Genomic DNA, 12,444 nt, shown 5'->3' with positions numbered 1-12,444 from the left:
GGACGATGCTGTGGGGACCCGTTGGGCTATTCCTGGCGACACCTTTGACCGTCTGCCTGGTCGTCATCGGGCGCTACGTCCCGCAGTTGGAATTCTTGGGCGTTCTGCTTGGCAGCGATCCTGTGCTTGCGCCTGAAGAGCAGCTCTACCAGCGTTTATTGGCTGGCAACCTTGAGGAGGCGGTCGAGTTCGCCGAAAACTATGTCGACGAGTGTTCCTCGCGCGAGCTGTACGACAACGTAGGCATTCCGGCTCTGCGCTTGGCGGAAAATGATCGCCAGCGCAGCAGTATCGACACCAACTACCGGCGCCTCGTCGCGGATACGGCTATCTCGATTGTGCGGGAGGTCGACGACCATGTCCGCGAGAAAGCGTCTGTGGAAGAGGGAAATCATCTGACGCAACAATCATGCGTCCTTTGTCTCGCCGGACGTACGGAGCTTGACCATGCAGCGTCGGAGATGCTCGCCCAGGTGCTTCAGGAGCGCAATATCGGCGCCAAAGTCCTGCCGCCGATCGTGGTCAGCCGGGGAGCATTGGAGCAGCTTGATCTCCAGGGGGTGGACGTGGTGTGCCTGTCCTATTTTCACCCGCAGCCCCAGGTTTATGCGCGCTATGTCTTTCGTCGCCTACGTCGCCGGGCTCCCCAAGTGAAGTTTGTCGTCTGCTGCTGGAATTTGATTGCCGGAATGGAACAGGCGGAAGAGCTCAAGAGGCAGATGGCGGCCGACGCAGCATTCGCATCTCTGCAAGCCTGCACCGAGCAGGTGGAGGCATGGATCGGTCGGGCGGCAGCTCGCGGCGATGCGCCCCAGGTTACGGCTGAGGTCGAGCGGGCGCAGCACACCGCGCTACGCAGCCTTGGCTTGGATGCCTCGAAACGTCAGGCCTTGGATGAGGCGTCCAGAAAGGTCGCGCAAGCCTTCAACGTTCCGATCGCGCTGGTGTCCTTGGTCGATGATACTCATCCAACTGCCCCGGACAGGCTCCCCCAGGAAGTTCAAGCAGGTCTGCAGGGCAACCATGAGGGCTCCCTCGACGCGCATGTGATCGCTGCAGACGATATGCTGGTGTCCGAGGATGTCACCGAGGATCCGCGCTTCGCCGATGATCCGCGTGTGCTGGAGAGAGGCATTCGCTTCTACGCAGGAGTGCCGCTGAGAACTTCATCCGGTCATGTCGTGGGCTGCCTTTGTGTAATCGATACTCAACCGCGAGAGTTCGCCAATCGAGATCGTCACCGCTTACAGGAAATGGCGAACCAATTGATGGTAGACATCCAGAGTCACCAAAGCGACGACTGACGTCGGTTCCGGGCGATGGGCCTGAGCGGCATCTTGGTCTATTGCCACTGCGGCAACCATGTCGCCTTGGACGACGGCGCCCCGTGGCCGGACGAGGTGCGGCTGTCGGACATTGAGCCCCAGTTCGTATGTCAGGGCTGTGGCGCCCGCGGCGCCGACGTCCGGCCCGACTTTGAGCGAGGTAATCCGAAGATGGCCATCACGGGCCACCGACCCGAGAGCGATGAAAGATGACGAAGTTCGCTGTCCCACGTGCCTATGCAGATCCTGAAGCCGCGGCGCGCCAGCTGGTCCAGCTCACCGCCAGCATCGAGCCTGTCCAAGACGGCCGCATTCATATCGAGAAGATCAACGCGCCGTTCCTCTACACCCTGCAGGGCAGCGGATCTGAGTTCGGCGCTGGCATGAAGTATGCTGTCCAGCAAGGCTGGCTCGAGCTCCACGAGAGCGGGACATATGTACGGCTGAAGACCGACGGACCAAGCCTCAATGTCCCGAAAGAGGCCGCCAGCTGAGGCGGACTTACTCCTTCCGGCGCTGCTCTATTAATTCAAGGATCTTTCCCGAGCGATCCAGAACGGCAGTGCTCTTAGCGAGAACCGAATAGCTCTTTGCCAAGGCTTCGAGTTGGGACCGGGCGTTTGGGTCCAAAGCCTGTTCCGCAGCTCTGGCGAAGCGTTCGGCCCGTTCTAAGTATTCCGCTGGTGTCATCATGCGCGTCAATCGATCGGGCGGGCATCGCCTGCTAAGGCGTCATTACTCGTCCCAAACCAGTTCCCCGCATTGGCATTCGTAGATGCGCACGTGCCGCCTCCTCTTGGAATCCCACACCTTCTCCACAACTCGGAGGCACGAGCTGCACTTGGGGCAGCGGAGCAAAGCTTTTGATGGCTCGCCTTGCAGCATGGGCGCTTCTCTTTGTTCAGAGACGCACGAACTCCTGCTGCCGTTCCAGAAGAACCGCGAAATACAGGGGCCGCCAGCGTGACCTACACACCTCTAGTGGATCAATTGAGTCCGGACCCTAGTGTTTCACTTATAAATACACGCTCACAGAACAAAGGCGGACTGATTATCACCACAAGCTGTTCTCGCCCGGAGAACTACGGGGCCCGGCGGGTGTGAACCGACAGGCCTCTGCTCGAGCCACTTAATGTACAGTCAGTCCACGTATTCCTTGCGAATCCGGCCACGATCAGAAAGGATATGCAACGCGCGCCTATTTTCAGGGCTGCGCCGAACGGCCTCAGCATCCGAGCCAGCCCCGGAGCTGCTTGAGGCCGTTTGCCGTCATAACTTATGGCATGATCATTGCTAAGGTAAGCTAACTGGGATTTCAGCGCTCAGTTCGAGAATAAAACGCTGCCGGGACACGAATTTCGAGCCCGGCGGCGTTCTACTTCGAGACGGACGGGACACAGTTGCCAGCGTAAACTAAATGAACGGCCTCAGCTGGGCGGCTGAGGCCGTTGGGGGCCGCTCCGGCATCGGGGGGTACGTGGATAGGCCGGAGCAAAGAAGCAATTCGCCACACTGCCGCTTGTTCCTACTCGTAAACGCCGCGGGAAATCTTATCTTCAGCTCATGCGTATGGCGTACGAGCTCTGCCTGGCCACTGCCGCCAAGCAGGTGCCCTCAGGGCCAGACTGGATTCATGAAGTGAAGCATGACGGCTACCGGATGCTAGTCATTCGGGAGAACGAACGCGTGCGCCTCCTCTCGCGCAACGGCACGACTGGACGAAGCGCTACCCCTGGATTGCTGAGGCGGCGCTGAAGAACCGGCAGAAGCGCTTTGTGATCGATGGCGAGGCCGTGATCCTCGGAGTAGATGGCATCTCCGACTTCAACGCGCTGCACTCCCGCAAGCATGATCACGAAGTCCAGCTTTACGCCTTCGACATTCTTGCGATGGGCGAAGACGACTTGCGCGGCCTGCCTCTGCACCTCCGTAAGACAAATCTAGAGAGGCTATTAGCTCGCCGCCCGGACGGGATTACGGTGGCGCCGTTTGAGCGTGGCGAGATCGGGCCTGACCTATTCCGCGCCGCATGCCGCATGGGTCTCGAAGGGCTCGTGTCCAAACATCGCGATCGGCCTTACCGCGGCGGCCGGCAAAAATTCTGGATCAAGGTCAAGAACCGCAGTCATCCAGCGATCGGAAGGGAGTTATGAACTCCGTCTGACTGGCATCAGAGAGAACTCGGGCGCTGCGCGAGTGGTGCGTTGGCGGCCTCTGTGCGTCGGCAAGCCAGCCCTGGGAAGTGCGGTCATGTGGCTTTGAGAACGAGCAATATGAAGAAGCTACGAACTGAGGCGGCTTTAGTTCACTTGGGACGGAGCTTCTTGGCAAGTGCCCGCAGGTCGGCGGCGGCCCCTTTGGCGACCTGCCGAGCTTCCTTGGTACGATCTAGCAAAATGTCTCGAGGCGGCATTTTTGCTATCGCCTCTTCCAGCTCGACCGCGATAGCTCTGTAGCGGGCAAGCAGCCTCGCGAGCGCATTGCGCTTGAGTTCACTCGTTGCGGCCTGCTGCATGCGCTCGCATTCTGCAATTTGCGCGCGAAGTAGCTCTAGGTGCGCTTGCATGTCCTTCATGGTCGTTCCTCTCCGGGAATGTACCACTTTTTACCGAAAGAGAATCATCTCGGAGCGCCTAGCCTAGATACGACACGTCCTTCGCACGCGACGCAAGCTCAGCCTCAATCTTGTCAATCTCGGCTTGGTTACTCGCGATGAAAGCAGCCAGTTCGTCGCGAGACATTTCGGAGAGTGACTTTTGCTGAGAGGCCGTCTCCTTGCGAGTTGGCGCAATGTGCCCTGCCCGATCCAAGACCTTGATAGAAAGGTCCGCTCGGACGCGAGCGCTGACGCTTGCATCTTGGAGCAGCGACTTCGCCACCCGATAAGCCAACGGCGCCCCAACAACTGCCAGGTCCAGCTGGATGGACTCCGAAATCGCAGCAGCGACTGCCGGCAGCCGCATGGTCTTATAGACCGATTTTGGGTGGTAGCCAGCGAGCTCCGCAGCCTCCTCGGGCCGCCTGCCCTCGCTGACAATAAGGCGCACCAATGCTCGCTGTTGTTCAGTGAGATCGTAGGCCGCGATAGAAGGCATTCAGGTCTCCCTAATCTTCGCGCGATGCGTTGGCGGCCGCGATCAGACGACGCAAGTCAATATTGTACTGCGGCACATTCGGGTTCTTTATTGGGCGCTCCAGGAGGTACGCCGCCACGTTCGGATCGAACCATGCCATGTGGATAATCTCGTCCGCATTCTGCTTGTTCGAAGGCAGCATCTCAAGGAGGAGCTTGAATCGCTTGATCAAGCCGCCCCCGGCGAGATCACCCTTGAAGTGTCGAACGGCCAGCTGCGCCCAACCAGGAATGTTGATTTTCTCAGCTGTGTCGCTGCCCACAGTCGCTCGCTTTTCTGCTTCCTTGAAATAGGACAAAATCTTGTGTGCCTGGCGGAGATTGTTCATCTCCTCCGGCGAGAAAGTCTTCGCGAGCAGCGTCTCGTTGTCTCTGAACTCCTTGGCCAGCCGCGCGAACTGGACCTCGAGCGTTTCACCGACCTGCCGCGTTCCCTGCACCTTATCCGCCAGAACTTCCGACATCGCTGCCTTCCAGCCGCGCTGGGCTTGCGCGTCGTTGCGGACCAGTGTGCTGATTTCGTCGAGCTTCTTCGGTCCACCGTACTTGTCGCTAAGGATACTTAGAGCTGCATCCCGCGGATCTTCCCGGATCAAAGTGCCCACGACGGACCGGTCGACTTCGGCCTCGGTGGCTTTCCGTGCCGTCCGAGCTGCCTCCAGATCAGCGCGCGCCTGCATAGACAGCTGCTCGCCGCGGCGCGCCTGAGCGATGATATCATCGAACTCCCGCCGGATGGCCGGGAACTGCGCCAGGATCTCAGCGTGGTTATTTGCCCATGCCGACGCGCGGATCGGATTAATCGTGCCATCCGGGTTTAGCGCGGACATCGCCAAGCTCGATCGGTAATGATCGCGCAGGGCTGTTTCGGCCGCCGTGATCGCGGGCGAGCCCTGCAGTGCGCGCGGCAAAGTCGCAGCACTCTCGGCGCTATTCAGAAAGCGTCCGGCTGTCTCGCTTGGCGGTGTTGCACCGCGATTGAGCTCACCGTGGATATTCTGGCCTCCGCGATCGATCGCACGCGTGAACTTTGCCATTGCGTCATTCGGCTCGGGGCGGAAGCGCTCGGCGAATTGCTGGTAATTGGCGTTCGCTTCGGCGTAGCCCGGAGCCTCCTCGATCGTGCGGTTGATGGCTGCACGAAGTCGACCGAGGTTGTCGGCCAGGTCGAAGTTGCCACGGGCTTGCGCCTGCTGCTGCGCCGGCCCGATGAACTTTCGAAGGTCGGCCAAATCGGCCCCTGATGCCGTCCCGGGGCCGCCCACATTCACCATTTGGCCGCTTTCCGGGGGGTGTTCAATCATCTGCGGCCGCAGAGCGTTCAGCCGGCGCATGAAGTCTTCGGGCAGAGTTCCTGGGGCCAGGTTATTCGCGCCGGCGCGGATACGATCGATCGCTCCGAATACATCGTGTGCTGGGAGCTCCTGATTGCGGCCCGGGGCGGTGTCGAAGAGGCGGTTCTTCTCAGCGCGGGCCGGGAGATAGGTCTCCTCGACCAATGCCCGATCGAGACGGTGGGAGGCATTGGCTTTGGCTTCGCTATTGGCAATAACGCTGAGAGGTTGCCCCTGGTCGCGCCGGATCAGATCGAGCGAGTTGACCGCGTCTTGGCGTTGCAGGACGTCTCCTTCCGCGGCGCTGATGCGCTCGGCGCGCGCTTCGGCCGCGCGGCGCATGACCGCGCCCAGGTCCGCTCCCGGATCGCGCATGGCGTCCACGCGCTCGGCCGTGGCCGCCTTGACGTTCTGGTCTCGCTTGACGAACTCAGGCGATGACTTAAGGCGTGCGGCTTGCTCGGCTGCGATGAGGCCGGGATCTTTTGAAAGCAGCCCCGATGTAGGTATAGCAGAGGCCTGGACCGCCGTGCCGCCCTCTTCCGGCTTCGCCAGCGCGGCCGCGTTTTCTCGAATGTCTTGCGCCAGGGCTCGCGGGGAGCCGGTAGCCGCCGACTGGATCTTTGCCGCGGCACGGTCGACATCGGCAGCACTATACGGGGCCTTTGTATTCGGGTTGAGCGGGATCGGCGCCGGCGCGGACGAGAAGGTCTTCGAAGCCAGATTTCGGATCAAGCCACCAAGACCCTCGGCGCCGGCCTGCAACGTGTTGGCGCCAGAAGCGCCGGCCAGTGGGGCCAATGCATTTGTTACGTCCTTCAACCCATGCCCGACATAGTGGCCAAAGACGCTTGCATCATCGGGAACGTAGTTGTCGGCAGCGTTGACCGCGATGCCAGCGCCCACACCGCCGATTGTATCGCCCACTAACGTCCGCGCCGGCGCTTCCGCATAGGGGCGCGCCATGTGATCCAGCACCCGCTCAGGAACGGTCTCGGATCGCGTAGCTGCGGCCGCCACCTGCGGGGCGCGCTGCGCCAACATGGCGCCGGTGCCGATGGCTTGGGTGCCGAACTGGCTGGCGTCATAGGCGAGCTCCTCGCTCCGCGACATCGTGGCCGGGTCGATGACCGGGATGCCGGTGGCGTCGACGGCCTTCTCGACCAGCTTGGACGCTGGCGTGGCCATCGGGATGTTCGTTCCGGCCAGCTTGTTGATGCCGGACACGAGCGCGTTCTGCGCGCCCGCCACGAGATCGAACGGACCGGTGACGATGTCGGTAAGCCCCTTGCCGACGCCTTGGGCGCCGACCTGGAAGTCGCGCACCGCGCCGCCCACGCTACTTGGCAGGATCGACGCGGGGCGCTCGATGGGCTTGGGCTGTTGCGGCACATCGGCCGGCGTGACGTAGATGCGACCCGACGGCGTCATTGGCACGGCAGGCGCCGAACCCTCGAGCTGCGCCAGCAACGCAGGGTCTGTAACCGGTCGCGGGGTAGGCGTCGGCAGGCCATCGAACCGGTCGAAGGGATTTGGTCGGGCAGCCGGCGGCGCGGGATTTGAAGTGGCTTGGAACGGCTTCGTGGGATCGAAAGGCGGCTTGTCGACGACTTGATAGGGCTTCGAAGGATCAAACGGCGGCTTCGCGTCGGGAAAAGCCGCCCACGGATCATGATCGACAGGCACTAGCGTCGGATGCCGGTTGGGCGGATCGAGTTTGTAGCCAGGCGGAAGCGAAGGCAGTGGCGGCCGTACTGGCGAGCCGTAATGCTTTCGAAAAGCCGTTGTCATCTCCTCGTTTGACGTGCCGGGCGGAAATTCGACCACCGTGCCGTCCGGCCCTTGCACCTGAATTGGTCGGTCCCCGCCTGATACGCCAGGCATTGACCTCAACGCGCGCTGTATGTCCGCTTGCGTGAAGTCGTCAGGAAATTCGTGGCGTTGGCCTTCGAATTCGATCGACTGCGGCATCGTCAGTGAGCCTTGATGATATAGTTGAGCACGATCGTCGGCTGAACGTTGTTGTGCGCGCCGCCGCCTCCGGTCGACTGGATCGAAATGCCCGTGACGTTCGCCACGATGGTCGACGTCTGAGGGCTTCCTGGCACGATGTAGGTATTGCCGCTCGTCGTCTGGATACTGTTTGTACCCGTCACGACCGGGTTGTTGTTGAAGCTGTGCGTGTGGCCCGGATCCGTGACGCTGTGGGTGTGTGACGGCATCTGCGCCGACGTCAGGATCACCGACTGAGCGCCACCGGTCCCCCCTAATGCATCGCCGAAGCCCGAGACAGCAGCGGTGAGCCGTCCCGCAGCAGAACCGTTCATAACGTCCACGCCGGCGGGAACGCGCCCGCATATCGGGCTTCTTCGGGTTGCCGGAGCCGTCTTGACCGAAGGGAAAGCCGTCAGTGACGTATCGGGCACGAAGTGCAGGATACGGCGTATCCGAAAGGAGCACGCCACCGTCGGCCCAATCCCATCCCGCCGGGAGCGTTGCGCCCGACCACGGCAGCGGGCCGAGGCCTGCGGGCATGGCGATGCTCGGCTCCAGCTTCGACAACGTAATCGCGGCGTCAGCCACTTTCGCCGTCGTGACGTTCAGATCGGCCAGTTTAGTCGTCGTGACGGCGCCGGTCGCAAGCTTCGAGTTCGAAACGACGCCGTCGGCCAGCTTGTTCGCGGCGACCGCGCCGTCGGCCAGCTTGGCAGACGTGATCGAGCCGTCGGTGATCGCCACCGCGGCCGTGAAATCGGCGATCTCGTCCCACTTGCTTGCGTCGAAACTGACGCCGGATGTGTGGGTCGTGTTCGCGATGTAGAAGATCGAATTGTGGAATACGGTGTTGACTTCGGCGGTGTAGAGAACACCGGTCGCCCACTGCGACGGAGCTGCAAAACCGAGAGTAACACTGCTGTCGAACTGCGCTCGACCGACGGAGCCTCGCTTCAGGACACCGTCGTCGTCCTGGATCTTGGCCAGGTTCTGCTGGGTGTCGTCCATCGCCAGCTTGACGGCGTTGAACTCCGCGTCGACAAGATCTCCCGGGATTTGAGCTCTTGGATTCTCTGCACTGAACAGCGCAAAGGACGTCTGACGGTCGTAAGGGGTGGATGACATTGTTCGCTGACGGGGCGAGAGGAAATGCGCGGGATTGCGCGGTGGGTGCCGTCGGCGAAGCGGCGTAGACGTCCGTGTATTGAAGTGTAACTCAGACGCGGTTATTGGAAAGTGAATAGTTGGCGTTGCTAAAGCATGCCTGGCGACGCGCGAAGAGATGAAGCGTCCCGGACAACCTTGGAATGAGCCATGTTTCCCACCCGCTTGTCGGAAGTCACTGACTCTGAAGTTCAAGCAGCAATCGACAATGAGGCCGCCGAAACTATAGATTTTGAACTCAAGCGCGCCTTGCCTGCGAAGAAGGGCGGTGACGATCCCTGGATGGTTGGCGGTAAGCTCGGTGACGAGGCAAAGGATGAACTGGCCGCTGAGATCATTGCCTTTGCGAACACTGTAGGCGGCACGCTCGTTGTCGGTATCGATGAAGATACCGCGACCAAGCGCGCGAAGGCCCCGATACTGCCGATACCGCGCTGCAAGGAGGCCGCGGCCCGGCTACATCAAGCGATAAGTGACCGCGTAGAGCCGAAGCTTCCAGTATTTGAGTGCGAAGGCGTCGTGACCGAGGGCGACGGCGCCAGCGGTGTGATCATTTTGCGAACGCTTGAATCCTATCTCGCGCCCCATCGGCACACGCAGAACAACCATTGCTATGTTCGCCGGAACGACCGTGCCGAACCGATGAGCATGCTTGAGATTCAGGAGATGACGCGGCAGAAGGCGCGCTCCGCCGCAGATGCTGGCCAAGCCTTTAAAGACAGCGCTGAGCGCTTCTTCTCGTGGCTACCCCACGAGCATCAACGTATTCATCCCTACAATGGATTGCAGGGAATCTATCAGCCGGACGGGGACGGCCGCGTTTGGGTTAGCATCTGGGCCTTACGTGTCACCGCTCGCCCGCTCGCACCGTTCTTGCTCGCGGACATCATGAAACAACCGTGGTTGAGGCAGATAGCTGCACGTACGTTCGGCGGCGCCGGTCAGATCAGGCACCTCATGTGGCGCGATCTCCGCACAACCCGCGCATGGACGCCTCGGCTTAGGGCTGTTGAACGTGAATTGGAGGGCGCCAGCTGTCTGGGAAGAGACCGCGTGACGAGCGAAGGGCTTATTGAACGCTTTATCTGGCAAAAAAGGGTCGAGAGCCCGAAGCCGCGCGTAGACTTCCTAGACATCACAGAGCTGCTCTGGAACGTCGCGTGTGTTGTCCAAGCCGCTCAGATTATCCGTTCAGCAAATGCTCGCCCAACGCAGCCATTTGCTCTCGAGATTGAGCTGATGAACTCAGACCCCCTTTATGTTCACGGGTATACAAACGCTCCGAGCGCTACAGTCCCTGTGGGTAGCGTGACGTTCCCGAAGTATGAAGTTGGAGAACCGCAGAGCTTTGACGAACTGATGATGACGATCGACAAAGACGTTTGGAATTTGGGCGGATACCATCCGTCATGGGAGTTCAGCGTATCTTGGCCCTCAGTAAGCTAGCCTCTACCGGCACGGATGACCTTCGACTTCCCGAGAATCCGAAAATTAGCCGATCGGCTTTGCGGCCTTTGGACTGCGAGCCGCGCCTCCCCCCTAGGGGTAGGGAGCGGGCCCGTGGTCGGTGCCGGCCGAGGCCGAGGCGTCCTCAAGCCGGCTCGTGTAAGCAGTGCCAGTCCTTCGTCGATTGTGTCGGCCAATCGCCCCATCATGATGCGGCCCTCCGGTGTCAAGCGATCGCCTTGCTCAAGCGCTGCCTGGCGCGACCGCTCCAAATTACGCTTTGCGCGCACGCCTTGGGCTGTGAGCGCCGGGCACGTCTCGAGGTCTGCTATTGCGGCGTCATACTGCGCATCGGTGCGCGAGGTCATAACGCGATGGAGCGCGATCACTGCGGGATCCTTCGACGGCGTAACTCGCTTTTTCCTCATGTGCGCTCCTATTCGGCGCACTGAGTCTAGCTAAGTCGCTGACGCCACTCAAATGTTCGAGTCACAAAAGTATCTGCGGCACAGTCATTTCCTGTATTGTTTTGCGCGGTTTGAAAACCCGACAAAAGCGCGCAAATCGACAAAATGAACAGAACATCAAAGTCCAAGGTGTCGGGCTTTGCGTATTAGACTTTTATCGACAAAATATTCATTGCTGATTTTTCGGCGGGCCTCATCCTGATCCCGGGTCGAAAGCCCGAACGTTAGCCGAATGCCATTTCCGGTTAGTCGGCATCATCAGATTGTCCAGGGGCCGCGCGCGAATGTCCAAGGCGCAAGCCCAAAGACGTGCGGGGCCGCTCTAACGTCGGTCATTTCGCCCCTGGACTCTAACTCTTGCTCGAAAGGCAAAACGTTATGCGCACCCAAGTCGCCCTCCGTACCTCTTCCCATTCGACTGATCTTGGCGCCCTGCTCGCCCGCCGCGGTACCGACCTAATCCTGGCCATTGAAGACAATAACGGCCTTGTCCGGTGTCAGGTCAGCTCGGCAATTGCCGCCGCAATGCTGGCGCCTCTCAAAGGCAAGGCCGCCGGTCAATTCCGTGCCCTGCCGGGCAACCTGGTTGAGATCGATGCCGCGGTAACCTTGCCGATGGCGCTACGAATGATGGAAGCGAAGGCAGCAATGGAGAACACGCTGCATTGAGATCGATGGCGGCGGACTACACAAAACCCGCTCGACTGACCTAAAATCCGCGCTCGTGCTTCCCCGGTGCTTCCCCGTGGTAAGCGCGAGCGCAATCAGCATGGAAAGGAGAACAAATGTCGCCGCAGTTTCAGCGGGTTAGTTGGTCGGGGCAGCTGGATTCGAACCAACGACCTGCAGTACCCAAAACTGCCGCGCTACCAGGCTGCGCTATACCCCGAATGTCCGGCAAGCCCTGTCGATACACGCTTCCCAAGGCGCCAGCAAGCTTCCAAAGGCGCCAGCAAGCTTCCAAAGACGCCAGCAAGCTTCCAAAGCCGCCCGCAAGGCCGGCAAGCGCCCGGGGCCTGCCCGCCTTATTTGCTGCCGAACAGAGGGTGGCCGACGCGATCACCAGGGCGGATGCCGTACTTTTGCGCCGTTCCCGCCACCACCTCCAGCACTGCCCGGGCAGGCCCCCGGGACGAGATGATCTTCGTCGACAACGGCTCGGTGTTCTCGGCGATGCGCAGGATGCGGCCGTCGGCGCGGATGAAGATCATGTCGAGCGAGACGTAGGTGTTCTTCATCCACATCGACACTTCCTGCTCGGGATTGAAGTCGAACAGCATGCCTTTGCCGTCGGCCAATTCCTTGCGATACATCAGGCCGGTCTGCTTCTCCTCCTCGGTCGTTGCCATTTCCACCGAGAACACCTGCACGCCGTTCTTGGTGACGATCTCGAGCGGCTGGAAGCTGGCGGCGCCGACAGGTGCGCTCGCGACGGCCAAGCCGGCGACGACGAGGATGGCGCCAAGCCAGCCCTTCGCAACGGACCAGACGGCCTTTCGATCAAAGTTCATGGGAGCTCTCAAGGCGTGGGACTTGGCCAGTCCTTACGCGGCGACCGCCGGAAAGGAAAGAGGCGCGCC

General features: G+C 60.8%; 9 protein-coding genes and 1 tRNA gene. 5 read left to right on the top strand and 5 right to left on the bottom strand.

The genetic code is table 11. From position 1 onward, the window contains the following. The 3 genes from EAV90_RS32025 to EAV90_RS32010 form a co-directional block, all read left to right on the top strand. Window positions 1–1,304: GAF domain-containing protein (locus tag EAV90_RS32025; protein WP_129145711.1), on the top strand; the 1,304-nt coding region annotated here is incomplete at its 5' end. A gap of 230 nt (window positions 1,305–1,534) precedes the next feature. Then, window positions 1,535–1,819 (top strand): hypothetical protein, encoded by a 285-nt coding sequence (locus tag EAV90_RS32015; RefSeq protein ID WP_129145710.1) that lies wholly within the window; start codon window positions 1,535–1,537, stop codon window positions 1,817–1,819. 1,242 nt (window positions 1,820–3,061) lie between these two features. Beyond that, window positions 3,062–3,478 (top strand): ATP-dependent DNA ligase, encoded by a 417-nt coding sequence (locus EAV90_RS32010; protein ID WP_347338826.1) that lies wholly within the window; start codon window positions 3,062–3,064, stop codon window positions 3,476–3,478. A 152-nt stretch (window positions 3,479–3,630) separates the two neighbouring features. Here the strand turns inward: EAV90_RS32010 and EAV90_RS32005 are convergent, their stop codons facing one another. Genes EAV90_RS32005 through EAV90_RS31995 form a run of 3 tightly spaced genes read right to left on the bottom strand, consistent with a single transcriptional unit; the run spans window position 3,631 to window position 8,912 of the window. Continuing rightward, the gene (locus tag EAV90_RS32005) at window positions 3,631–3,900 is read right to left on the bottom strand and encodes a hypothetical protein (protein ID WP_129145709.1); all 270 of its coding nucleotides are present in this window, start codon (window positions 3,898–3,900) and stop codon (window positions 3,631–3,633) included. Window positions 3,901–3,958: 58 nt separating this feature from the next. Beyond that, window positions 3,959–4,420: a DUF1192 family protein gene (locus tag EAV90_RS32000; RefSeq protein ID WP_129145708.1), complete on the bottom strand. Its 462-nt coding sequence runs from the start codon at window positions 4,418–4,420 to the stop codon at window positions 3,959–3,961. Window positions 4,421–4,430: 10 nt separating this feature from the next. Next, window positions 4,431–8,912 carry a tail fiber protein gene (locus EAV90_RS31995; protein ID WP_129145707.1) on the bottom strand — a complete coding sequence of 1,494 codons (4,482 nt, stop codon included), beginning with the start codon at window positions 8,910–8,912 and terminating at the stop codon, window positions 4,431–4,433. 189 nt (window positions 8,913–9,101) lie between these two features. Between EAV90_RS31995 and EAV90_RS31990 the strand changes: the two genes are divergently transcribed. Beyond that, window positions 9,102–10,397, top strand: a complete 1,296-nt coding sequence (locus EAV90_RS31990) for an AlbA family DNA-binding domain-containing protein (RefSeq protein WP_129145706.1) — start codon at window positions 9,102–9,104, stop codon at window positions 10,395–10,397. 845 nt (window positions 10,398–11,242) lie between these two features. Beyond that, complete coding sequence (locus tag EAV90_RS31985) at window positions 11,243–11,533, top strand: hypothetical protein (RefSeq protein ID WP_129145705.1); 291 nt, start codon at window positions 11,243–11,245, stop codon at window positions 11,531–11,533. 143 nt (window positions 11,534–11,676) lie between these two features. Here EAV90_RS31985 and EAV90_RS31980 read toward each other — a convergent pair. Both EAV90_RS31980 and EAV90_RS31975 read right to left on the bottom strand, forming a co-directional pair. Then, window positions 11,677–11,753, bottom strand: a tRNA-Pro gene (locus EAV90_RS31980). Window positions 11,754–11,889: 136 nt separating this feature from the next. Then, the gene (locus EAV90_RS31975) at window positions 11,890–12,375 is read right to left on the bottom strand and encodes a DUF192 domain-containing protein (RefSeq protein ID WP_129145704.1); all 486 of its coding nucleotides are present in this window, start codon (window positions 12,373–12,375) and stop codon (window positions 11,890–11,892) included. Window positions 12,376–12,444 lie beyond the last annotated feature (69 nt).

This window comes from Bradyrhizobium vignae, assembly GCF_004114425.1.
Classification (GTDB): domain Bacteria; phylum Pseudomonadota; class Alphaproteobacteria; order Rhizobiales; family Xanthobacteraceae; genus Bradyrhizobium; species Bradyrhizobium vignae.
The sequence above is the reverse complement of the archived record's forward strand: the minus strand, read 5'-3'. Positions and strand labels throughout refer to the sequence as shown.